The 23,990-nt window shown below is 60.3% G+C and carries 20 protein-coding genes; 12 read left to right on the top strand and 8 right to left on the bottom strand.

Annotated features, from left to right (window positions below; translation table 11 throughout):
- Nucleotides 1–6: 6 nt before the first annotated feature.
- Nucleotides 7–1,203, bottom strand: coding sequence for an MFS transporter (locus J2046_RS24485; protein WP_210056349.1), 1,197 nt, complete (start codon nt 1,201–1,203; stop codon nt 7–9).
- A 116-nt stretch (nt 1,204–1,319) separates the two neighbouring features.
- Nucleotides 1,320–2,255 carry a LysR family transcriptional regulator gene (locus J2046_RS24490; RefSeq protein WP_210056351.1) on the bottom strand — a complete coding sequence of 312 codons (936 nt, stop codon included), beginning with the start codon at nt 2,253–2,255 and terminating at the stop codon, nt 1,320–1,322.
- Between the two features lie 220 nt (nt 2,256–2,475).
- Between J2046_RS24490 and J2046_RS24495 the strand changes: the two genes are divergently transcribed.
- The 3 genes from J2046_RS24495 (at nt 2,476) to J2046_RS24505 (ending at nt 7,775) form a co-directional block, all read left to right on the top strand.
- The gene (locus J2046_RS24495; protein ID WP_210056576.1) at nt 2,476–3,225 is read left to right on the top strand and encodes an alpha/beta hydrolase fold domain-containing protein; all 750 of its coding nucleotides are present in this window, start codon (nt 2,476–2,478) and stop codon (nt 3,223–3,225) included.
- Nucleotides 3,226–3,282: 57 nt separating this feature from the next.
- On the top strand, nt 3,283–4,467 hold the full coding sequence (locus J2046_RS24500) for an efflux RND transporter periplasmic adaptor subunit (protein WP_210056352.1): 1,185 nt from the start codon (nt 3,283–3,285) through the stop codon (nt 4,465–4,467).
- A gap of 125 nt (nt 4,468–4,592) precedes the next feature.
- Nucleotides 4,593–7,775, top strand: coding sequence for an efflux RND transporter permease subunit (locus tag J2046_RS24505; protein WP_210056354.1), 3,183 nt, complete (start codon nt 4,593–4,595; stop codon nt 7,773–7,775).
- 64 nt (nt 7,776–7,839) lie between these two features.
- Here the strand turns inward: J2046_RS24505 and J2046_RS24510 are convergent, their stop codons facing one another.
- Nucleotides 7,840–8,610: an SDR family NAD(P)-dependent oxidoreductase gene (locus J2046_RS24510; protein WP_210056356.1), complete on the bottom strand. Its 771-nt coding sequence runs from the start codon at nt 8,608–8,610 to the stop codon at nt 7,840–7,842.
- Between the two features lie 170 nt (nt 8,611–8,780).
- Between J2046_RS24510 and J2046_RS24515 the strand changes: the two genes are divergently transcribed.
- From J2046_RS24515 to J2046_RS24525, 3 genes are all read left to right on the top strand, one after another.
- Complete coding sequence (locus tag J2046_RS24515) at nt 8,781–9,464, top strand: HAD-IA family hydrolase (RefSeq protein WP_267950868.1); 684 nt, start codon at nt 8,781–8,783, stop codon at nt 9,462–9,464.
- Nucleotides 9,465–9,687: 223 nt separating this feature from the next.
- Complete coding sequence (locus J2046_RS24520) at nt 9,688–10,365, top strand: class I SAM-dependent methyltransferase (RefSeq protein WP_210056358.1); 678 nt, start codon at nt 9,688–9,690, stop codon at nt 10,363–10,365.
- 1 nt (nt 10,366) lies between these two features.
- Entirely contained in the window at nt 10,367–11,002 is a 636-nt protein-coding gene (locus tag J2046_RS24525) for a TetR family transcriptional regulator (RefSeq protein WP_210056360.1), read from the top strand.
- Here the strand turns inward: J2046_RS24525 and J2046_RS24530 are convergent.
- The 4 genes from J2046_RS24530 to J2046_RS24545 all read right to left on the bottom strand — a co-directional run bounded on the left by J2046_RS24530 (nt 10,989) and on the right by J2046_RS24545 (nt 15,237).
- Nucleotides 10,989–11,426 carry a YqaA family protein gene (locus J2046_RS24530; protein WP_210056361.1) on the bottom strand — a complete coding sequence of 146 codons (438 nt, stop codon included), beginning with the start codon at nt 11,424–11,426 and terminating at the stop codon, nt 10,989–10,991. The two genes, J2046_RS24525 and J2046_RS24530, sit on opposite strands and share 14 nt — an antisense overlap.
- A 66-nt stretch (nt 11,427–11,492) precedes the next feature.
- The gene (gene secD, locus J2046_RS24535; RefSeq protein ID WP_210056363.1) at nt 11,493–14,036 is read right to left on the bottom strand and encodes a protein translocase subunit SecD; all 2,544 of its coding nucleotides are present in this window, start codon (nt 14,034–14,036) and stop codon (nt 11,493–11,495) included.
- Between the two features lie 88 nt (nt 14,037–14,124).
- Nucleotides 14,125–14,505, bottom strand: a complete 381-nt coding sequence (locus tag J2046_RS24540; RefSeq protein WP_210056365.1) for a hypothetical protein — start codon at nt 14,503–14,505, stop codon at nt 14,125–14,127.
- Between the two features lie 231 nt (nt 14,506–14,736).
- Nucleotides 14,737–15,237, bottom strand: a complete 501-nt coding sequence (locus J2046_RS24545) for a cupin domain-containing protein (protein ID WP_210056366.1) — start codon at nt 15,235–15,237, stop codon at nt 14,737–14,739.
- A gap of 494 nt (nt 15,238–15,731) precedes the next feature.
- Here J2046_RS24545 and J2046_RS24550 point away from each other — a divergent pair, with 494 nt between their 5' ends.
- The 3 genes from J2046_RS24550 (at nt 15,732) to J2046_RS24560 (ending at nt 17,320) form a co-directional block, all read left to right on the top strand.
- Nucleotides 15,732–16,094: a response regulator gene (locus J2046_RS24550; RefSeq protein ID WP_210056367.1), complete on the top strand. Its 363-nt coding sequence runs from the start codon at nt 15,732–15,734 to the stop codon at nt 16,092–16,094.
- Nucleotides 16,095–16,259: 165 nt separating this feature from the next.
- Nucleotides 16,260–16,751, top strand: coding sequence for a heme-degrading domain-containing protein (locus J2046_RS24555; protein WP_210056368.1), 492 nt, complete (start codon nt 16,260–16,262; stop codon nt 16,749–16,751).
- Nucleotides 16,752–16,762: 11 nt separating this feature from the next.
- Entirely contained in the window at nt 16,763–17,320 is a 558-nt protein-coding gene (locus J2046_RS24560) for a DUF924 family protein (protein WP_210056369.1), read from the top strand.
- Nucleotides 17,321–17,412: 92 nt separating this feature from the next.
- Here J2046_RS24560 and J2046_RS24565 read toward each other — a convergent pair whose 3' ends face one another.
- Nucleotides 17,413–17,664, bottom strand: coding sequence for a GlsB/YeaQ/YmgE family stress response membrane protein (locus J2046_RS24565; protein ID WP_210056370.1), 252 nt, complete (start codon nt 17,662–17,664; stop codon nt 17,413–17,415).
- Between the two features lie 350 nt (nt 17,665–18,014).
- Between J2046_RS24565 and J2046_RS34465 the strand changes: the two genes are divergently transcribed.
- The 3 genes from J2046_RS34465 (at nt 18,015) to J2046_RS24580 (ending at nt 23,980) form a co-directional block, all read left to right on the top strand.
- Entirely contained in the window at nt 18,015–20,318 is a 2,304-nt protein-coding gene (locus J2046_RS34465) for a mechanosensitive ion channel domain-containing protein (protein ID WP_233470264.1), read from the top strand.
- A gap of 142 nt (nt 20,319–20,460) precedes the next feature.
- Entirely contained in the window at nt 20,461–22,974 is a 2,514-nt protein-coding gene (locus tag J2046_RS24575; protein ID WP_210056372.1) for a GcvT family protein, read from the top strand.
- 154 nt (nt 22,975–23,128) lie between these two features.
- The gene (locus tag J2046_RS24580) at nt 23,129–23,980 is read left to right on the top strand and encodes a response regulator (RefSeq protein ID WP_037147225.1); all 852 of its coding nucleotides are present in this window, start codon (nt 23,129–23,131) and stop codon (nt 23,978–23,980) included.
- Nucleotides 23,981–23,990 lie beyond the last annotated feature (10 nt).

The raw sequence follows: 23,990 nt of genomic DNA on the forward strand, positions 1-23,990 counted from the left end.
GTCTTCTCAAGCGGCTTCGGGTTGAGCCGCCGCAATGCGGCGCTCGGTCTGGCGCAGGCACAGAGCGAGTGCGAAGCCGAGCATCATTGTGACGAAGATGTAGTAAGGTGCCGCCTGCCAGCCGGATGCCGCGACGATCGAAGCGAGCAGCATCGGACCGAATACCTGGCCGATATTGGACCCCTGCATGACGAATCCACTGAATGTGCCGACGAGGTCGCGGCGCGGGGCATAGACGGGCAGAGAACCCATGATCGTCGCCGGCAGCACGCCACCTGAAACGGCGTAAAGCACTGACGCGCCATACCTCATCCACAGCGGAAAGGCATGGCCGAAGACGATGAAGGCCGTCATCGTCAGCATGACGCAAGGGCCGGCGATCAATGCCCAGCGCGGCGCGCCCCATCGGGCGAAGACGCCGCCAAGCACATTTCCGATGCCGTTTGCGAGCACGGCAAGCGCGGTCATGACGGACGCAGCCGCGAGGCCGATCCCCATATCCTCGATCAACAGCGTCGGCAGGAAGCCGAAGACAGCCATGAAGCTTGCGCTGTAGGTGGCAAAGATTCCTGAAAGGATCCAGGACATCGGCCGGGATGCGGTGAGCCTGACCGCCGCCGGCAGCGATGTCGGAACCTGCCCGGCGGCCCTCGGCTGCGCTGTTTTCATCGTCATCAGCGCAATCATCGGAATGAGGCTCAGCATGGCTGCGAAAACCCAGGAGCCCTGCCAGCCGAAGCTCGGCAGGAGGAAGGGCGAGATCATCATCATGACGGAAACGCCGACGGGCATCCATACGCCCCAGAGTGCGAAGGCGAGACCCGTATCGCGCGGATCGATCGATGAGGCGATCAGGCCGGGTGCCGCGACGGAGACCATGATCAGGCCGACGCTTTCCAGCACGCGGCTGGCGAAGATCACCGCTTCGGAATGTGTCGCGGCACCGATCAGGCTGCCTGCGATGAGCAAGGCCAGGCCGAGGATCATCGCGCGGCGGTGGGTCAGATGGTCGGTGAAGCGACCGATGAGGAGGCCACAGACGGCGCCGAGCGCGCTGACCAGCCCCATCAGCCAGCCTGCGGCGACGAGATCCATGCCAAGTTCCGAGCGCAGCATCGGGATCGCGGGCGGTACTTTGCCGACATGCAGTGCGGCTGCGATGCCGCCCAGTACGGCGATTGCGACATGTCCCCAACGTGTCATGCTCTGCTTCTTCCGATCATAAAAGGCAAACCCTCGAACGGCTTTACCATCCTCGCAGGTGCCGAGGCATAAATTCCTTGCGAAGAGCATGATTTATGGTTGAAGGAACGCCTGGTTCAGCCCGCCCTCCGGATCTGCTCGCGGTTTTCCTCGATCTTGAGGTTCTGCACGAGCTTGGCGAGCCAGTCGACAAAGACCCGAACCTTGTTCGAGAGGTGGCGCGTCTGCGGATAGACAATGTAGAGAGGCAGGGATTCGCATTCCCAGTCCGCAAGAACCTCGACCAGCTCGCCGCGTGCGACCGGATCGCGGGCCATGAAATGGGCCGCCTGTGCGACGCCCATGCCGGTGGTTGCGGCAGTGAGATAGCTGCGCGCATCATTGACCGAGACGACATAGCGCGGAGTTACTTCGATCACTTCCTCGCCGCGGCGGAAGTCGAAAGGCATCGTCCGCCCGGCAGTGGCGTTGAGATAGCCTACCGACATGTGCTTGTCCTCCAGTTCCTTCGGATGAGAGGGAAGGCCGAAGCGGCGGATATATTCGGGCGAGGCGTAGGTCTTCATCCTGAGTTCGCCGACCTTGCGGGCGATCAGCGACTGATCCTTCGGCGTACCGCCGCGAAGCGCACAATCAACGTTTTCGGCGATGTAATCCACCAGCCGGTCGCCGACCCCGATGTCCAGGCGGATGTTCGGGTAGCGTGTATAGAAGTCGCAAAGCGAAGGAATGACGACAAGGTCGGCGAAGGCGCCTGCCATCTCTACCCGCACACGCCCGGAGGGCGTCGTCTGCGAGTTCGACATGCTGCCGTCAAGCTCCTGAATTTCAGAGAGAATCTGGATCGCACGCTCATAATAGAGCGCCCCGTCGGTGGTCACTATGACTCGCCGCGTCGTACGGTTCAAAAGCTTGGTGCTGAGATGCGATTCCAGTGCTTGCACCATGTTGGTCGCCGTCGTCTTCGGAATGTTGAGCGTTGCGGCGGCGCGCGTGAAGTTACCGGTTTCGACGACCCTGACGAAAACGCGCATTGCTGAAAGCTGATCCATATGTCACCTGTTGCGGTGCGATATTATCCATCAATTTGGAATAGTGTTGTCCGTTAGGCTGACTTGTGGTCAACACTGCGAACAATAATATATGTTCCAAGTGATAAGGCAAGAGCTGCCCCCTTATGGGCGCCGAAGCGAGTCCGTTGTGAGTGAGAAGGTCGTCAGTGGGATTTGGGAGAATATCGGGCTGGAAGGTCCTCCCGTACCCCCGATCCCGATGCGTCTTTACGGCGATATGGCAAAGGTGAAAGTGAAGGGAGCGCCGATCGTTCTCTACTTTCGCGGTGATGCCTTTCAGGGCGGGAGGCTGGAAGAGGCAGAGCGGCCGGCAGGCACTGCGCTAATGGATGCCGGCGCGATCGTCTTGGAAGCAGACTACGCCAGGGGGTCCGACAGCCGGTTTCCTCAGGCTATGGAACATGCGTTTATGGCGCTCGCGTATCTGAGCACAAAGCGGAAGCTGTATGGCGGCTTGAGCAAGTCCCAGCTATTCGTGGCCGGGGATGAGGCAGGCGGGAATATCGCAGCTGGCGTGGCGTTGAAAGCGCGCGACGTGTTGCCGGGCGAACTGAGCGGGCAAATACTGATGTCGCCGATGATCGACCCGATGATGGCGAGCAATTCGTTCAACCGGGCCGACGAGATCGGCATGGGGCAGCGCTGGGCGGAAGGTTGGAGCCACTATCTGCGCTCTGCATGCGGCTTCCAGCATCCTTATGCCGCACCGTGCCTCTGTTCGCGGCTTTCGGGTGTCGCCCCAGCGCTGATCGTGACATCGGAGGATGATCCGCTGCGCGATGAGGCGATCGGTTACGCTGAGCGGCTGTCAGCGTCGGGCGTATCGGTTAGGCAGAAGGTTTTCCCGGTCGGCTGCGGCTGGACGGGCATTTACAAGGGCGGCAGCGGAAAATGGATGGAGACACTTTGCTCCGAGTTTACCGGCTTCGTCCACGAATTGAGTGCATAGCATATTATATTTGAAGGAAGATCGCGGCCTGCTCCCTGGGCCGTAAGGAGAGTAGCAATGACATCGAAGATCAAGAACTGGGCCCTGTGGGGCACCGGACTGGGTACGGCCGCGCTGATTGCAGGGGCCTCCGTCTATCTCGACATACCGCAAGGGGCGAATGCTGCTCCTGCGACGGCTGCCGCGGCGGCACCGGCCGTTCCGGTGACGGTCGCAACCATCGAGCCGCGCAACGTCACTACCTGGCAGGAATTCTCCGGGCGCCTGGAAGCCGTCGACCGCGTGCAGATCCGTCCGCGCGTCGCCGGAACGATCCAGGCGGTGCATTTCCGCGAGGGCGGACTGGTGAAGGCGGGCGACTTGCTCGTCACCATCGATCCGGAACCTTATGAGGCGGCGGTCGCACAGGCCGAAGGGCAGGTGGCCTCCGCTGAAGCCAGGGTTCAGCTAGCCACGACCGAACTTGAACGCGGCAAGACCCTGGCGGCCAATAATACGATCTCGCAAAGCGATCTTGCACAGCGCCAGAGCACCAAAGGCGAAGCGCTTGCCAACCTCCAATCCGCGAAGGCGGAATTGAGGGTGGCTGAGCTCAATCTCGGTTATACCGAGATTCGGGCGCCGATTTCCGGCCGGGTCGGCAGATTGGAGATCACTGTCGGCAATCTCGTGGCATCGGGTTCGGAGTCCGCTCCGCTGACCACTCTGGTTTCCGCCGATCCGATCTACGCGAGTTTCGACGCCAGCGAAGAGCTGGTGACCCGGATACTGGCGCAGCTTCCGGCTCAGAACGGCGCTCCAGCAATCGAGCAGGTGCCGGTGGAAGTCAGCACGCTGGCCGACGGTGGTGCTCCGATCCGCGGTAAGTTGCAGCTTATCGACAACGAAGTGAATGCTCTGAGCGGAACGATCCGTGTGCGCGCGGTTTTTGACAACCCGGGTGGTCGTCTTATCCCAGGCCAGTTCGTGCGGGTGCGCATGGGCCAGCCGAAGTCGGAGGATCGCCTGATGGTCAGTGAAAAGGCCGTCGGCACCGATCAGGACAAGAAGTTCGTCTTTGTGGTCGATGCCAACAATACCGTCGCCTACCGGCAGGTGGAACTGGGCTCGGCGGTGGATGGCCTCAGGATTGTTGAAAAGGGGCTTAACCCCGGCGACCGGATCGTCGTCAACGGCCTGCAACGTATCCGTCCCGGTGCCGTGGTCGAGCCGCAGGACGAGGCCAAGGTCGCTACAAAGTAATCCGCTGACCGGCTGCTGGCCGGTCAGCCTCCAAGACATCATTCACGTTTGTAGCCTGCAGCCCCGATGGACTGCAGGGCGGACGCTTTCCGTTTCTTGTTCAACCCCGGAGAGAGGGCTTTGACATGAATATTTCCAGGTTTTTCGTCGACAGGCCCGTCTTTGCGGCCGTGTTGTCGATCCTCATCGTGGTCGCCGGCCTCATCGGCGTCAGATCGCTTCCGATTTCCGAATATCCGGAAGTCGTGCCGCCATCGATTGTCGTGCGCGCCACCTATCCAGGCGCCAACCCAACGGTCATTGCCGAAACCGTGGCCACCCCGCTCGAAGAGCAGATCAACGGCGTCGAGGACATGCTCTACATGTCCAGCCAGGCAACCTCCGACGGTGTACTGACACTCACCGTCACCTTCAAGCTCGGCACGGACCCGGACAAGGCCCAGCAGCTCGTGCAGAACCGGGTGTCACAGGCGGAGCCGCGCCTGCCGACCGAGGTGAGGGCGCTCGGCATCACGACGGTGAAAAGTTCGCCTGACTTTATCATGGTCGTCAACCTGGTTTCGACCGGCGACAACTACGACATCACCTACCTTCGCAATTACGCAACCTTGAACATCAAGGACCGGCTCGCCCGTATCGAAGGCGTCGGCCAAGTGCAGGTCTTCGGCGCCGGCGACTATTCCATGCGCGTCTGGATCGATCCGCAGAAGGCGGCTGAACATTCGCTGGCCGCCAGCGACATCAGCAATGCGATCCGGTCCCAGAACGTCCAGGCCGCAGCGGGCATCATTGGTGCATCGCCGAGCGTGCCAGGTGTCAACCTGCAGCTCAACGTCAACGCCCAGGGCCGCCTCCAGACGCCGGAGGAATTCGGCAATATCATCGTCAAGAGCGGTGAGAATGGTGAGATCACCAGGTTGCGCGATGTCGCCCGCATCGAGCTCGGTGCTGCCGACTACACGTTGCGCTCGCTGCTGGACGGGCAGCCGGCCGTCGCCGTGGCGGTCCTGCAGGCTCCAGGATCGAATGCGATCGAAATCGCCGACAACGTTCGCGCCACCATGGACGAGCTGCAACTTGCCATGCCGACAGGCGTCAAGTACGAGATCGTCTACGACACGACCAAGTTCGTGCGCGCCTCGATCGAAAAGGTCCTCGAGACCCTGCTCGAAGCGATCGCGCTCGTTGTTCTTGTGGTCATCCTCTTTCTGCAAACCTGGCGTGCCTCCATCATTCCGCTGATCGCCGTTCCCGTCTCGATCATCGGAACGTTCGCGGTCATGTATGCCTTCGGTTTCTCGATCAATGCGCTGACGCTCTTCGGCCTCGTCCTGGCGATTGGTATCGTCGTCGACGACGCGATCGTCGTGGTGGAGAACGTCGAGCGCAACATCGAGAACGGCCTCAGTCCGCGTGACGCGACGTATCGCGCCATGAAGGAAGTGTCCGGTCCGATCATCGCCATTGCGCTGGTGCTGGTCGCGGTCTTCGTGCCGCTCGCCTTTATCAGCGGCCTGTCCGGCCAGTTCTACCGGCAGTTCGCGCTGACGATCGCTATCTCCACCGTGATTTCGGCGATCAACTCGCTGACGCTGTCGCCGGCGCTTGCCGCCCTTCTTCTGAAGGGCCATCACGCCCCGAAGGACGGACTGACGCGGTTCATGGATCTGATCTTCGGCTGGTTTTTCCGCGGCTTCAATCGCGTCTTCGGAGCGGCTTCCAACGGCTACGGACGTACGGTCGGCGGGCTGATCTCGCGCAAGAGCCTGGTGATGATCATCTATCTTGCGCTCGTCGGTCTGACCTACAGCATGTTCAATGCCGTGCCGGGCGGCTTCGTGCCGGCGCAGGACAAGCAGTACCTGATCGGCTTTGCCCAGCTTCCGGACGGTGCGACGCTCGACCGTACGGAAGACGTGATCAAGCGGATGAGCGATATCGCCATGGAGCAGCCGGGCGTCGAACATGCCATCGCTTTCCCGGGTCTGTCGATCAACGGCTTCACGATCGGTTCCAATGCCGGCATCGTCTTCGCCGTGCTTGACGACTTCGAGAACCGCAAGTCACCGGAGCTTTCGGGCGGCGCCATCGCCATGGCGCTGAACCAGAAATATGCCGGTATCCAGGACGCGTTCATCGCCATGTTCCCGCCGCCGCCGGTCAACGGTCTCGGCACGACGGGCGGCTTCAAACTGCAGATCGAGGATCGCGCCGGCCTCGGCTACCAGACCCTCGACGAGGCGACCAAGGCGGTCATCGCCAAAGCTTACCAGACACCGGAACTCGCTGGTATCTTCTCGAGCTTCCAGATCAACGTGCCGCAGCTCTTTGCCGACCTCGACCGGGCCAAGGCCGAACAGCTCGGCGTCTCGGTGAGTGATGTCTTCGAAACGCTGCAGATCTACCTCGGCTCGCTCTATGTGAACGACTTCAATGCCTTTGGTCGTACCTACAGCGTACGAGTGCAGGCGGATGCGAAATTCCGCGCCAAGGCCGAGGATATCGGCCAGTTGAAGGTTCGCTCGCAGTCCGGCCAGATGATTCCGCTTTCCGCTCTGCTCAAGGTGGATGCGCAGACCGGGCCTGAACGCACGACACGCTACAACGGCTTCCTGTCGGCCGACATTAACGGCGGTCCGGCTCCGGGCTATTCGTCCGGACAGGCACAGGCGGCGATCGAGAAGATCCTCGACGAGACGCTGCCCTCGGGCATCGACTTCGAATGGACAGACCTGACCTACCAGCAGATCCTGGCCGGCAATTCCAGCATTGTCGTCTTCCCCCTGGCGCTGCTGCTCGTCTATCTCGTGCTCGCCGCACAATATGAGAGCCTAACGCTGCCGCTTGCGATCATCATGATCGTGCCTATGGGTGTTCTGGCCGCCCTGACCGGCGTCTGGTTTACCGGTGGAGACAATAACATCTTCACCCAGATCGGCCTCGTGGTGCTGGTGGGACTTTCGGCGAAGAACGCGATCCTGATCGTGGAATTCGCCCGCGAGCTGGAATTCGAAGGCCGCACACCGTTCCAGGCGGCAGTCGAAGCGAGCCGGCTGCGCCTGAGGCCGATCCTGATGACCTCCATGGCCTTCATCATGGGCGTGGTGCCGCTCGTCGTCTCCACCGGTGCGGGTGCAGAAATGCGCGCGGCCATGGGTGTCGCGGTCTTCTCCGGCATGATCGGTGTGACCTTCTTCGGCATCTTTATGACGCCAGTCTTCTACATGCTGGTGCGTTTGCTTACCGGCAGCCGCCCCTTGCGGCAGCACGGCACGGAGGCGGCGCCCGCTCTCTCTCCAGCGGAGTAAGCTCACCTCCGGTCGCGCGGGCTCTTTCCACCGGGAGCCCGCGCGACAATTTCCCTTTCCCTATTCAAAGCGCTCCGCCGTCGATGACGATCGTCTGGGCCGTCATGGCGGCGGAGGCGGTTGAGGCAAGGAACAGGCAGGGGCCGACAAGATCTTCCGCCACAAGCACCCGCTTCAAGCACTGGCGAGCGACCATCGCGGCAATATTCTCCTCCTTCAGCCAAAGTTCCTTCTGGCGTTCCGTTACGATCATGCCAGGCAAGATCGCATTCACACGAATGTTCTCCGGTCCGAGCTTTCCCGCCAGGCTTTTGGTCAATCCGATGATGCCGGCCTTGGCGGTCGTGTAAGCTGGCATTTCACCCATATTGAGCAGGTAGGCGATCGAGGAGAAATTGACGATCGCGCCGCCGCCGGCTTTCCGCAGATGCGGAACGGCGGCTTGCGAGACAAAGAACATCTGCTTCAGATTGATCGCCTGGCTATTGTCCCAATATTCCTCCGTTACGGCTTCCAGCTCGTGGCGGTCATCCCATCCGGCGTTGTTGACGAGCACGGACATCGATCCGAGCCTGCGTGCAGCTTCGTTCGCTGCAGCCTTGGCCTCTTCGATGTTGCGGAGATCGGCTTTCACGTAGAGAACCGGATGGCGGGATTTCTCTGTCAGTCGCGCGGCCAGATTCCGGCTGACATCGTCGGCGATGTCGATGAAGGCGACCCGCGCGCCCTGAGCGGCAAAGCCTTCCACCAATGCTGCGCCGATGCCCGAACCGCCGCCGGTGACCAGCACGCCAGAATCGGCGAGATCCGGATGGGACACGGAAACCTGGGCCAAGACGTCCTCCCTTGCATTCGACCTAGTAAGACAGTTCTACCGTGCTGAAAAGGGAAGGCAAGGATGGCGGCAATACTTGTTTCAATCGATTTGCATCTTCATATGGTAGAGTTGAACCAAAACCGATTCCGGCCATTTATGCGTCGGATTCCCCCCTGAAGGATCTGCCCTTGTCTTTTGCCGCCGCGCCGGAAATCAAGCTTCCCCAAAAAGCCTACGCCGCCTTCCTTTTCGACATGGACGGAACGATCCTGAATTCGCTTGCCGCGGCGGAACGGGTCTGGGGCCGCTGGGCGGCGGCCATGGGGCTCGATGTCGAAAGCTTTCTGCCGACCATGCATGGCAAGCGCGGCATCGACACGATCAGTGCGCTGAACCTGCCGGGCATCGATCCGGTCGCCGAGGCGGATTTCATCCTGCGCGGCGAGATCGAGGACGTGGAAGGCGTCGTGCCGATCCCGGGCGCGGTGGAGTTCCTCTCAGCCCTGCCGCCGGAGCGCTGGGCGATCGTTACATCCTCGCCGATCGAGCTGGCGAAGCGCAGGCTTGGAGCGGCCGGCATTCCCGAACCGCGCTATATGGTCACAGCAGAGGATGTGACGGTCGGCAAGCCCAATCCACAAGGGTACATCCTCGGCTCAGAACGGCTCGGCGTGAACCCGTCAGAGGCTCTGGTCTTCGAGGACGTGCTTGCCGGCATCCGGGCAGGAGAGGCGGCCGGCGCCGATATCATGGTCATCACCGCCACGCATAACCATGAGATCGAGACCGGGCATTGGAAGATTCCCGGTTATCTCGATGTGACAACACATATTGCTGATGATGGGCGGCTTTCGGTTCGCTTCAAGGGCTGATTGTTTCAGCCGGCAAGGCATCGGCCAGCACTTTCTCGTGATAATATTGCACTTGGTGCAAAAATTTACTAACTTCGTTTTGGCCGCGGCGTTACCTGGGTCATTCGACGCGCAGCCAAGCTGTTTTTTTAGGACGGAGGTTCTTATGCCTTGGAATTGCCATGCAGGCTGTGAAGGTCGGAGGAATACGCGATCGCATTTTCACACCGGTGAGTCTCTGACCATGAGAGCAGACGTCGCATTCTCCGATTTCCTGCATTTCTTCCGTTCCTGGATAAGCAATCCCATGCGTGTTGCAGCCGTTGCACCTTCCGGCGACACGCTCGCGCGGCTGATGACCCAGGAGATAGCGCCGCTCGACGGGCCGGTGATCGAGCTCGGGCCGGGGACTGGGGTCTTCACCCGCGCGCTGCTTGCGCGCGGCGTTGCCGAGTCCGATCTGACGCTGATTGAATACGGACCCGAATTCGTGCCTGGCCTGCAACGGCGGTTTCCGCAGGCGAGGGTGCTGCAGATGGATGCGGCAAAGCTCGCGCATGCCGATCTTTTCGATGGCGCAATAGCCGGAGCTATCGTCAGCGGGTTGCCGCTTCTTTCGATGTCGCCGCGCAAGGTGACGGCAATCCTCGGCGGCGCCTTCACCTATCTTCGTCCGGGCGGTGCCCTCTACCAGTTCACCTACGGACCACGCTGTCCCGTTCCGCGTCCGATCCTTGACCGGCTGGGCCTCAAGGCGACGCATATCGGCGCCACCGTGCGGAACCTGCCGCCGGCGAGCGTCTACAGGATTTCTCGCCGTAAGCCATTGGATCTCGCGCGCGAGCGCCCTCAATCTCATTCCGAGACGGTGATACGCCCGGCCCCGAATACCGATCCTACGAGCGATGATCGCATCGGATGAAATGACGAAGGCGACGGGCAGGGAAACGGAAGGTAGACGCGAACGCAAACGCCGGCAGACCCGTGAGCGTATCGAACAGGCAGCAATCAGCCTATTCCTGGAGCGCGGTTTCGACGTCACGACCGTCGAGGACATCGCCGAACGCGCCGATGTCTCCAAGCGCAGCTTCTTCGATTATTTCCCCTCGAAGGAAGACGTTGTCTTTGCCTGGCAGGACGGGTTTGCCGAGCATCTGATGAGAGCAATCGCCTCCCGTCCGCTGGACGAACCGGTGGTCAAGGCCGTGCAATACGGTTTGACAAGCGCCATCGTTTCGGCCGCAGACGAGAGAGCGCTCAGGCTTGGCGAATTGATCCGGCGCACGCCGGTGCTCAATGCCCGCGATCAGTTCAAATATGCCAAGCTCGAAGCGAAGCTTACGGAAGCTCTGAAAGCCCGCAGCCGCAGCGAAAAAGAGAGCGAGCGCATGCGGCTTCTGGCAGCCGTGGTGATCGGCGCGCTGCGGGTGGCGAGCGAGCGGTGGGCCGCGCAGCCTCCAGGTGGCTCGTTGGAAACATTTGCGCACCGGTTCTTCGCCGATTTCTGGAAGACGCTCATAGACTTCGGCAACGAAGGACTGCAGATCAGACCAGACTGAGCGTGGCTGCAGTCAGAACCAGATAGCGTATAGACTTGCCGATGAAGACGAGGATCAGGAAGATCGGCAGGGGTTCTTTCAGAACGCCCGCCGCGACGGTGATCGCGTCGCCACCGATCGGCAGCCAGCTCAGAAGCAGCGACCATTTTCCATATTTCCGATACCAGACCTGCGCTCGGTCGAGCTTTTCGGGAGTGACGGGAAACCAGCGTCTGTCGCGGAATTGCTCGACGCCGCGGCCGATGAACCAGTTGACTGCCGCTCCGAGCGTATTGCCCACCGAAGCCGCTAGAAACAATCCAGCGAGTGAATACCGGTCAGACAGAATCAGGCCGACAAGGATCGCTTCCGACTGCATCGGGAAGATGGTGGCGGCGACGAAAGCTGCGGAAAAAAGGCCGGCATAGGCGGCAAAATCGAACATGGGAGAGTTTCAATAAAAAGGGGGCGGATGGAGATCCGCCCCGTGCCATTGTCTGAGCCCGGCAGATCAGGCCTGCTTGGCGCGGTCGCCATCTTCGATAGCCGTTTCGCCGGCAGCGTCTACCCCGTGGGCCTTGTTGCGGCGGGTGCGCCAGTCGCCAAGGAAGAGCAGGATGGGCGCTGCGATGAAAACGGACGAAGAGGTCGCAATCGCAATGCCGAATACCATCGGGATTGCGAAGCTGGAGACTGCGCTGCCGCCCCAGATCGCCATGGGCAGCATGGCGAGGAAAGTAGTTGCCGATGTATAAAGGCTACGCGCCAACGTTTCGTTGATCGACAGGTCGATCAGCTCCCGCAGCGGCATTTTCTTGTAGAGCCGCATATTTTCGCGCATGCGGTCGTAGACGACGACCTTATCGTTGACCGAGTAGCCGACCAGGGTCAGAAGGGCTGCGATCGCGGTCAGATTGAAGTCGAGGCCGGTCAGTGCAAAAAAACCGACCGTTTTGGTTACGTCGAGAACCAGTGTCGCAATCGCGCCGACAGCGAAAGGCCATTCGAAACGGAACCAGATGTAGAACAACATGGCCAGCGAAGCGAGAACCACGGACAGGATACCCGCCGTCGCAAGTTCACCGCTGACCTTCGGGCCGACGACTTCCGTACGCTCAACATGCGCGGTGGAATCGATCCTGGAGATCTCGGACTTCAACCGCTCCACGGCAGTCGTTTGGGCCTGCTCGCCGCCCGGTTGGCGCTCGACGCGCACAAGCACGCGGTTCGCTGCACCAAACTCCTGAAGCGCGACGTCGCCAAGACCAAGCGAACCGAGGTCGGAACGGAACTTCGCAAGATCGGTGGGGCCGGCGGTCGCCACTTCGAGCTGGATGCCGCCCTTGAAATCGACGCCGTAGTTCAGGCCCGGCGTGAAGAACAGGATGATCGACGCGATCGACAGGAACGCGGAGAAGGCAATGCCGAAGAAACGTGCCTTCATGAACTTGATCCGAGTGCCGTCCGGAACCAGCTTGATCGGCAGCAGCGGTCGGATGTCGATCTTTTTCAGCTTATAGCGGGCGGTGAAATAGATCATCGCGACGCGGACGATGGAGACGGCCGTGAACATCGAGATCATGATGCCGAGACCCATCGTGACCGCAAAGCCCCGGACAGGGCCGGAACCGAACCAGAACAGGAGCACGGTCGCGATCAGGGTCGTAACGTTACTGTCGACGATCGTCGAGTAGGCACGTTTGAAACCCGCGTCAATCGCCGCAAAGGCGCTGCGGCCTTTACGGCTCTCCTCCTTGATGCGCTCATTGATGAGGACGTTGGCGTCGACCGCAATCCCGATGCCGAGCACGACGCCGGCGATACCCGGAAGCGTCAGCGTGGAGCCGATAAGGGTCAAGGCGGCAAAGGTCAGGATAACGTTGATGAACAGCGCGGTAATCGCGAGCACACCCCATCCGCCGTAGAGCACGACCATGAAAATGACGACAAGCGCGAAGCCGATCAGGCCGGTGAACAGGCCCTTTTCGATCGCATCCGAACCGAGGTCGGCGCCGACCGTGCGCTCTTCGATGACGGTGAGCTTGGCGGGCAGGGCGCCGGCGCGCAGCAGTGCTGCGAGCGTATTGGCTTCCTCGACCGAGAACCCGCCGGAAATCTGGCCGGAACCGCCGGTGATCGGCGTGCGGATGACCGGCGCGCTCAGCACCTTGTTGTCGAGCACGATCGCGAAGGGGCGGCCGACATTCTGCTGCGTGATCTGCGCGAAGCGGTTGGCACCGGCCGAATCGAATCGGAAGTTGACGACCGGTTCGTTGGTTTGCTGGTCGAAGGCGGCGCGGGCGTCCGTCAGGCGGTCGCCGGAGAGCTCGACGCGGTCGAGCACCGGATACTGGTTGCCGCTCTCATCGGCGAGCATGGTGACGCCGGCCTCTCCCTGCTGGCCGAGGAGGTGAAAACTCATCTTGGCGGTCGAGCCGAGAAGCTGGCGAAGGCGTGACGGATCCTGCTCACCTGGAAGCTGGACGAGGACGCGGTCGGAGCCGACACGCTGGATCGTCGGTTCGGCGACGCCTACCTGATCGACGCGCTGGCGGATGATCTCAAGGCTCTGGTCGACGGCGGCGCTGATATGGGAATTGATGCCGGCCTCAGTCTGCGCAATCGAGATCGTGTTGTCGGAGGGCGTGGTGATCGAAAGGTCGCTGCCGCCAACGGTCGTCCCGAGGCCGACGGGGTTGGCAAGCGTCTGCAACTCGGTCACCGCTGCATCGCGCTGGGCGGGATCGCGGAGCGCGACCGTGATCGCGTCACCTGAACGTCGGATCGCCGAGGTGTTGATATTCTTGTCGCGCAGCACGCGGCGGGCATCCTGCAGCAGGCTCTGGACGCGTTCGTTGATCAGGTCGGCGCGATCGACTTCGAGGACCAGATGCGAGCCGCCACGCAAATCGAGGCCGAGCGAAACGCGGCTATGCGGCAGCCAGGAAGGGAGGCGGTCGAGCGTGGACTGCGGAACGGCGTTCGGCAGCGCCACCAAAACGCCGACCAAGATGATGAGCACATAGCTCGCCACCAACCATGGGGAATTTCTCATATTTTTAATCCTGCTAGGCCCGTATCACGCTTCCAGGCGGTGAGGGGCGAGAATGCTAATGCCACAAATGCGCCGAAGCGCGATTTCCTCAGGCGCGGACAGGCGGCGCGCGTGGTAGAGATCCTGGCCAAAATGCAAAAGCGGCCGGATCGGACGAGGGATTTGGCGTGATAGCCGAAGCATGGAACGGGAAGGTTATTTCTGCGGAACCCGGGACGAGCGCACCGTCGGCGCTCGTCGACTGGGCGCTGGTTCCCTCTTTCCGGTCTGTCGCGACAAGCGACCTGAGCGGCTCCCGCTTGGAAAGATGCGGAGCATCGGTACCCTTGTCGGCGGACTGGATGCCGCGTGGAAATTGCGCGTCCTTGACAACACCCGAAAGCAGACCGAAAAGCGCGGCGATCAGAAGCGCAGCGGCAAAGACCGGCCAGCGCGACAGGAGGCTATCCTCATCACGTCCGCGTTTCATCCGCTTGTCCGGCGGGAACAGCGCCATCCGTATCAGCTCCGGAGCGTTCTAAGATCCCGAAGCGCCTGCTTCGGAACAGAATGCCGCCTTCTAAAGGACAGCCTCGAAGCGGTCAATCTCCAGTGAGACTTCGGTAAACCAGGATTGCGGCGGCTTTAGCAATGCTCACAGCATCTCAGGTCGGAAATCTGCTCTCTTTTCGACCGGATACATCCCGCTACCGTAACATCGCTATTTGTGAATGGGGTCCTTCCACAGAACCTCCTCCGGCTTTTCGACCGGTTCGATGTCCAGGTTCACAACGACCGGCTCCTGACCTGAGCGCATCAGAACGCATTCGAGCGTTTCATCTCGGCTGGCGTTGATCTCCTGATGGGGCACGTAGGGCGGAACGTAGATGAAATCGCCCGGGCCGGCTTCGGCAACATATTCGAGGTTGTCGCCCCAGCGCATGCGAGCCTTGCCCTTTACGACATAGATGATGCTTTCGAGATCACCGTGATGATGAGCGCCGGTCTTGGCGTTGGCATGGATCGTCACGGTCCCGGCCCAGATCTTCTCCGCGCCCGCGCGCGCCTTGTTGATCGCCGTCGCCCGATTCATGCCCGGCGTCTGAGCTGTGTGCGGATCGAGCGAATTGCCGGGGATGACCTTCACGCCATTCTCGCGCCAGTCGACGTGGGAATGGTCGTCATGACCGTGCTGATGATGATCGTCGTGATCGTGGCTCAAGGCTTGCTCTCAGTGACTGGGACGGGGCTCACCAACTCTTGCGAGAAGGGGGTCCGCGAGCCCCTGACCGGCGTCATGCCGGCTGGGAGCCCACGTAGCTTTGCTTCGGGAACATGTTCAATGGGAACGCGACAAAAGTCAAAGACTTGGTGACGAAAAGCTGACCTCGCCGCCTCAAATCAGCACATCGTCAGGCTCCAATCGCGGCCTTTACCCGCTCCCGCGTCAACGGCAGGTCGAAGAGCCGCTTGCCGGTTGCGTTGCGGATCCAGCAGAGAATTACATTTTGCCGAACGCCATCATCCACCATTCAATCCCGACAAGCCGCGCCGAGGCCGCAACCTTGATGTCTCAAGCAGTCTTTTTACGGGCATTCCTTGTGCTTGCCGTCTATCGGCATCTCTCTTATATGGCGCTCGGAGCGCAGGTCGAAGCGTGTCCAGAGGCCCTGGCACTTCCCGATTTCGCGGGGCCTGGATCTTAAGGAGACCCCCATGCCGCAGAGAGCTGTTGTCCTCATCGTCGAGGACGAGCCGCTGATCCGCTTCACCACGCTCGACGCATTGGAGGACGTCGGCCACACGGTGTTGGAAGCCGGCAATGCCGACGAGGCAATGGTGCTTTTCCGCAACCGCGCCGACATCAACATCGTCTTCACCGACGTCGACATGGCCGGCTCCATGGACGGCATTCAGCTTGCGCGACGCGTCCGTGCCATTCGTCCAAGTGTCGGCATCATCATCACGTCCGGCGTGGTCAACCTTGATCCGATGCTGTTACCGGCCAATACGCTCTTCCTGCCGAAACCCTACCAGCACGAAAAGCTGCTTTCCTCGATACACGAACTCATGCCTTGATGCCCTGAGGTCCAGCGGTCAGCTGGGTTCGGCTTCGCTGTCTGCGAACCAGGCGCCTTCTTCATTGTGCGGAAACCTGCCCCCGCGGAAGAGGCGGCAGAACTTTACTTTCCGCCGCTTTGGCGGCATCAATGCCCCCGCTGCCGCAAGCGGAGGACGACGGATATGGCCATCGAAGAGGATATCGCGAAGATCGCCGAACAGGAGAGGACACTTGTCTTCGACCGTTTTGACCTTTCCACCGCCTGGGACCTTGGATCGCTTCTTCGCCATATGGCGACGGAACGGGGGCAGGGTGTCGCAATCGACGTGCGGCTGCATTCAATGCCGGCCTTTTATGCAGCGCTACCGGGATCCACGGCGGACAATGAAGGCTGGGTTCGCCGTAAACGCAACCTTGTGCTTCGCTTCTTCCAGTCGAGCTATGCGATCGGCCGGAAGCTGACGCAGCAGGAGGCAACGCTCCAAGAGAAATATGGATTGTCATCCGCCGACTACGCTGCCCATGGCGGCAGCTTTCCGATCACGGTGGCCGGCGTCGGCTGCGTGGGCGCGGTGACGGTTTCCGGTTTGCCGCAGCGGGAGGACCACAATCTGGTCGTCGAGGCGCTTGCCCGCATGCTCGGCAAGGATATTTCCCTGCTTCGCCTCGATTGAGGAGATCGCCCATGGCGCAGACGAACATCAAAACGCCCGAGGAAGTATTCTCGTTCTGGTTCAAGGAACTGACCCGCAAGGACTGGTTCGAGAAGAACGAGGCGCTGGACGAAGCCATGCGCAGGCATTTTGCGCCCACGCATCTTTCACTCGCCCGCGGTGAATTCGACGAGTGGCGGGCGTCGCCGCAGAACCGGCTTGCCGCCGTCATCGCGCTCGACCAGTTTTCGCGCAACATCTACAGGGGCACGCCGCTTGCCTTTGCGACCGATTGGCTGGCGCTGCGGGAGGCAAAGCTAGCCATCGAAATCGGCGCCGACATGGCGGTGCCGCCAGAGCAGCGTGGTTTCTTCTATCTGCCCTTCGAGCATGCCGAAAATCTTGCCGAACAGGATCGCTCGGTTGAGCTGTTCACACTGCTCGGGGATGGGGAATACCTGGACTATGCCGAACGTCACCGGTCGGTGATCCGTGAGTTCGGCCGTTTCCCGCACCGCAATTCGCTGCTCGGACGGGAATCTACCGCCGCCGAGCTTGAATATCTTTCCAAGCCCGGCGCCGGTTTCTGATGTCAGCAGGCTAAATGATGATGACTTTCAGCCCCGATGGTATGAAATACAATTCCTGATCTATTTCGAAAGATAGATTTGGAATCAGGATACTAGCGTCGTATTGCCCGCCCGATCGCGATCAGGATGCAGGCGCCGACGAATCCGGCAATCAGATATCCGATCCAACCACCGAGCACGACCCCGAAAACGCCAAGGATGACATTGGCGACAATAGCACCGACGATCCCGAGAAGGATGTTCATGAGGATGCCCATATTGCTCTTCATGAACTGTTCTGCGAGCCAGCCCGCAATGCCGCCGATGATGATGGCCGCGATCCAGCCTACCCCTGCACCTTCCATAATTTACCCTCCTGTTTGATATTGGCAAAAGGTAACGCACGGAAATGTTCCAGGTTCCATGTGATTGTTCCAATTCCAGGTGCGGGAAAGGCGGGCTTCCTTTTCTTCGCCGCGAAGTCCCTCTATTTTCGCGGCACGAATCTGATCGAAAGACAAAGAGCACCGATTTGGCACCTTCCACGACCGGACCTTCGACAATTGTATGCGTAGCCCGCGCGATTGTCACAATCCTCCTGCTCACGATCAACGCGTCTGCGTTTTGTCTACCGTCGCCTGCGGGCGCGCAAATGCTACAGCAGCCTCAGCCCCAACTTGAGTCAGCAGTCACGATCGACTCGATCAATGCGGACATGAAGGCAAAGATCGAAGCGATCCGCCGGCAGCTCGATACCTTCCGCAGCCGGGTGCAGGAAGATTCCAGCGACGATGCACGCCTGGCGGAACTCAGGGTTCAGGCTGAGAAGATCGTTGAGGAGATGGGTGCTATTTCCGACGCGATGCGGACGCGGATCGAGCAGATCCAGTCGCGCCTCGCGAGCCTGGGGGAGCCGCCGACCGCCGGTCAGGCTTCGGAGGCGCCGGCAGTAACAGAAGAGCGCGGCCGGTTGCTCAACGAGCGTTCGGAACTTAACATCATCGTCGATGATGCCGGCGCCCTGTCGAACAGTGCGACCCAGCTTGCCAACTCGATCACCAATCTGCGTCGCACGCTATTTGCTCAAACGCTATTCCGCCATACGGAATTGTCGGGCGAATTGTTCGCGGATGCCGGCACGGCATTCGTCGCCGAGGTTCGGAATTTCGGCTCCACTTTTGGAAGCTGGATCAGCTTCGTCTGGAAATACAAGAAGCTGCAACTGCTCGGCGCCATCGCACTGTCGCTCGGCGCGGGCATGCTCTTTCTCTCCGGCGGATATCGAATATTCGGTCGCTTCATCCGCCGCGACGGGCAGGAGTCACCATCCTATATCCGGCGACTCTCCGTCGCCTTCTGGTCTACCGTCATTCAGACGATATCGCTTGCGTCCTTCCTCGTCGCATCCTTCCTGTTCCTGGATGGTTTCAATGTGCTCCGGCCGGACGTCTCACCGATCATTGCGACTTTCTTCGGATTCGTCTGGTTCGTCTATTTCGTCTCGAAGCTCACCTATGGCGTTCTGGCGCCTGGAGAGCCGCAATGGCGGTTGGTGCGCATCACCAATCGTGGCGCACAACGGCTGACGATAGCGGTGCTCGCCATGGCAATCGTCAACGGGCTCGACTATCTGCTCGGTGCGATCAGCGAAGCGCTCAATTCGCCGCTTGTGCTCACCATCGTCAAGAGCCTGCTTGCCTCGGTCATCGTCGGTCTGATGCTGATTGCAATTTCCTTCGTCAAGCCGAGGCTCGTCGAGGGAGAGGACCCGGACGGGCCGGGGCATGATTGGCCACGTTTCTTTCCTCTACTGCTCCGGTTAATGGGCGGTTTGCTCATTCTTTCGGTTTTGACCGGCTACATAGGGCTCGCACGTTTCGCCTCGACCCAGATCGTGCTGACCGGCGCCGTCATCGTCCTCATCTATATCGGACTTCTTTCCGGCAAGGCGATCTCGAAGCAGGGCTCGTTTACTGCGACGGCCGCAGGGCGCAGGCTTGCCGAACGCTTCCACTTCAACGAAGTGGCGCTCGATCAGGCGGGACTCGTCGCAGGGCTTGGCGTCTATGCCTTCGCTCTGTTCTTGGGGATCCCGCTGATCCTGCTTACGTGGGGGTTCCAGATTGCCGATATCGAAGCCTGGATATTCAGCTTCTTCACGGAAATCCGCGTCGGCAATATCTCGATCTCGATTGTTGGCATCCTGGGCGGCCTGCTGCTTTTCGGCGTTGGCTTCGTCGTCACGCGCTGGGTGCAGAGATGGATCGACGGCAATGTGCTGGCCCGTAGCCAGGTCGATCTCGGCGTTCGCAATTCGGTGAGGACCGGCATCGGCTATCTCGGTGTCGGGCTTGCGGTCATTATCGGCGTCTCGGCTGCCGGTATCGACCTGTCGAGCTTCGCGCTCGTCGCCTCGGCGCTCTCAGTCGGCATCGGTTTTGGCTTGCAGAACATCGTGTCGAACTTCGTATCCGGCCTGATCCTGCTTGTGGAGAGGCCGTTCAAGGTCGGTGATTTTGTCGTGACCGGAACGACCGAAGGCATTGTGAAGCGCATCTCCGTGCGCGCCACCGAGATCGAGACTTTCCGCCAGCAGGCGATCATCGTTCCCAACTCGGATCTGATCAATGCTCCGGTCGGCAACTGGACGCTCAAAAACCGCATACAGCGTTCCGAGATCCCGGTGTCCGTCAGTTACGACAGCGACCCGGAACAGGTGATCGCGATACTGCTGGAGATCGTCGACGAAATTCCCGAAGTCTTGAAGAACCCCGGTCCCCATGTGGATTTCATGGCTTTCGGCGGCTCCTCGCTCGATTTCGAGCTCCGGTTCCATCTTGCCGACATGTCGGATGGCATTCGTATCCGAAATTCCGTGCGCACCAACATCTTGAAACGGTTCCGCGCCGAAGGGATCGAGATACCCTATCCTCGCCAGGATGTCACAATCCTTTCGCAACCAAAGAATGGTCCCAAGCCCTTTTCACCAGAGGAAATAGACGACGGTGGCGGTATCTGACGGGGCTTCAAACCCGGCATCGAACGATCGTCGCGAGCTGGATGTCGCAATGTCGTAATCAGGCGTTTGAGCCGCCGGCTGGAATTGCATAGTCCCCGAAAGTATCGTTAAGGCCGGACGAGGCCGAAAAGGGGTTCATTCCATGAAGACACATGCACGGGCGGTGGTAATCGGCGGCGGCGTGGTCGGCGTTTCGACGCTTTATCATCTGGCGAAAAAAGGCTGGAGTGATGCGGTCCTGATCGAGCGTAAGGAATTGACTTCCGGTTCGACCTGGCATGCGGCAGGGCTTCTGCCACTCTTCAACCTCTCCTATTCGGTCGGCCAGCTCCATAAGTATTCGGTGCGTTTCTACCAGGAACTCCAGCAGGAAACCGGCATGAATGTCGGTTTTGCGAATGTCAGCAACATCCGTCTTGCCCGCACCAAAGACCGCTGGGAAGAGTACATGTATTATGCCGGTATCGCCGAGACGATCGGCGTCAAGGTGAACATCCTGACGCCGGATCAGGTCAAGGAGATCTGGCCGCTTTGCGAGACCGACGGCATCCTCGGCGCGATCCAGCATCCGGACGACGGTTATATCCAGCCGGCCGATCTGACGCAGGCGCTCGCCAAAGGCGCGCGCGACCGCGGCGCCACCATCTACCGCAACACGACCGTGATGGCGATCGAGCTGCAGGCCGACGGCCTGTGGAAGGTGACAACCGACAAGGGCGAGATCACCGCCGAGCACGTCATCTCCTGTACGGGGAACTTCGCCCGCAAGACAGGCGAGATGGTTGGGATCAACATTCCGGTCATTCCGGTCGAGCACCAGTATATCGTTACCGAGCCGCATCCGGCGATCCAGGAACGCAAGGCCAAGGGCCTGCCGGAAATGGGCGTCCTGCGTGAATCGGATTCCTCCTGGTACATGCGCGAGGAGAATGGCGGCCTGCTGCTTGGTCCCTACGAAGTCGGTGCGCCGGTCTGCTATGTCGACGGCCCGTCCGACGACAGCGAATACGAGCTGTTCAACGAAGATCTCGACCGGCTGATGCCGTATATTGAGACTGCCATCACCCGCGTGCCGGCCTTCGGCGAAGTGGGCATCAAAAAGGTCTATAACGGTGCGATCGCCTATACGCCGGACGGCTCGCCGATCGTCGGCCCGGCGCCGGGACTGAAAAATTTCTGGCTCAACGAAGGCCATTCGTTCGGCATCACGGCGGCCGGCGGCGCCGGCTGGCAGCTTGCCGAGTGGATCGTCGACGGCGAGCCGACCGTGGACATGATGGGCGTCGATCCGCGCCGCTTCGGGCCTTACGCCACCGAAGGTTATCTCATCGAGAAGAACGAGGAGGCCTATGCCAACGTCTTCACGATGCATTATCCCGATGAGGAGCGTGCCGCAGCGCGGCCCTTGAAAACCACGCCGGTCTTTGACCGCCTGAAGAAACTCGGCGCCGTCTTCGGTTCCGTCTATGGCTGGGAGCGCGCCAACTGGTTTGCGCCGGAAGGCTACGAGGTGGCGAACGAAGATCTCGGCGTCGGCGCCGACGTCATCACAAGCCACAATCACGCGCCGCCGCTGGATGATGGCCGGATCGTCGAGAAATGGTCATTCCGTCGTTCCAATTATTTCGAACACGTCGGCAACGAGATCAAGAACGTGCACGAGAATGTCGGCGTGCTCGACATGTCGGCCTTCGCGAAGATGGAGGTTTCAGGCCCCGGAGCGCGCGTGTGGCTCGACTCGATCTTTGCCAATGCAATCCCGAAGAAACGCGGACGCATCGCGCTCTGCCATCTGCTCACAAAGGGTGGCGGGGTGCGTTCGGAATTCACCGTCTATGAATGGGCCCCGGATCGTTTCTATCTCGTTTCGGCCGGCGCCTATGAGGCGCATGACCACGATTATCTGCGCAAGCTCGCGCCGAGCGACGGTTCTGTCCGCCTGCAGCAGATTACCCAGAAGCTTGGAGTGCTGGTGCTGGCCGGCCCGAAATCCCGCGATGTGCTGAAGAAACTCACCCGCACCAGCCTGGACAACAAGGATTTCCCATGGCTTTCGGGCAGGGAGATCTCCGTCGGGGCGGCCTTGGCCCATGCGTTGCGCGTCAATTTCGTCGGCGAACTCGGCTGGGAACTGCATCATCCAATCGAGATGCAGAATTACATCTTCGACAAGTTGATGGAGGCGGGCGCCGAATTCGGCATCAAGCCGTTCGGCATCCGAGCCATGCTCTCCATGTCAGTCGAAAAATCCTACCGGCTGATCCCGCGCGAAATGTCGATCGAGTACAATGCCTACGAATCCGGCCTCGACCGCTTCATCAAGACGGACAAGGATTTTCTCGGCAAACAAGGCCTGCTTTCCTACAGGGAGAAGGGGCTCAGGTGGAATTTCTGCACGCTTGCGGTCGAGGGCGCCAACGATGTGGATGCCCGCGGTTCCGAGGCGATCTACGACGAGACAGGCGAGCTCATCGGCCGCGCCACCAACGGTGCCTATGGCTGGCGCGTCGGCAAGTCGCTGGCGCTTGCCATGGTGAAGCCCGGCTATGCGGTGGCCGGCACGAAGCTGAAGATCAAGATCCTCGGCACGCTCTATAATGCAAGCGTCATCCCGGAAAGCCCGTTCGATCCGGAGAACGAGGCGCTCAGGGCCTGATAGCGGCTAAAAGTAATAGACCATTGACTTTAAAGGGCGGTCTCCGGGCCGCCCTTGTCTTTTCGAGATCGGAGCGGTGCTCGGATTAACGGTTCTGCAAACCGTTCACAGTACGAATGTTCTCAGAGGGGCAGTATTTATCGATAGGGGCGTCATGACATTCCTCGGCATTTCCGGAATGCAATATTCCGGTCAATCACTGGCAAATTCCCGCATCCTGCTTGCGGAGGATTCCAACGTCTTTACTTCGATGATCGGTACCCGGCTGAAGGAATTGTTCGGCATCGAGGTCGAGGTCTGCCGCAATTTCGAAGAGCTGCAGCTTGCCTATGACCGCTCCACCGAGCCGGTGACGCTGGCGATCTCGAACATCAATCTGCCGGGTGCTGAAAATGGCGAGGCACTGGAATACCTGATCGATCTGTCGATCCCGACCATCGTCTTCACTGGAACGTTTCACGAAGCGACCCGCGACAAGCTGCTGTCCAAGGAAATCGTCGACTACATCCTGAAGGACAATGTCTTTGCGGTCGAAATGCTGGCGGAATCGGTCTGCCGTTTCCTCACCAATCATCGCCATCATGTGCTGATCGTCGACGACAGCCCGACGGCCCGGGCGTTGCTGTCGAGCCGCCTGAAACGCTATAATTTCAGAGTCAGCGTTGCCGAGAGCGGTGCCAAAGCGCTCGAAATCCTCAAGAAAAATCCGGATATCGGTCTCGTCGTCACCGACTACAACATGCCGGATATCGACGGTTTCGAACTCACCCGCCGGATACGCTCGGTGCGCGGTTCGCATGAACTCAGGATCATCGGTGTTTCGTCTTCCTCCAACCGGCTGCTTTCGGCCCGCTTCCTGAAGGCAGGGGGTAACGATTTCATGCTGCGGCCCTTCATCGACGAGGAGTTCTACTGCCGCGTCAACCAGAACCTGGACACGCTGGTTCAGATCTGGTCGATGCAGGCCAAGCTCAAGGAGCCGGCGGCAGTCAAAAGCGTAGCCTGACCCCAAGGAT

Source organism: Neorhizobium petrolearium (assembly GCF_017873175.1).
GTDB classification, from domain to species: domain Bacteria; phylum Pseudomonadota; class Alphaproteobacteria; order Rhizobiales; family Rhizobiaceae; genus Neorhizobium; species Neorhizobium petrolearium.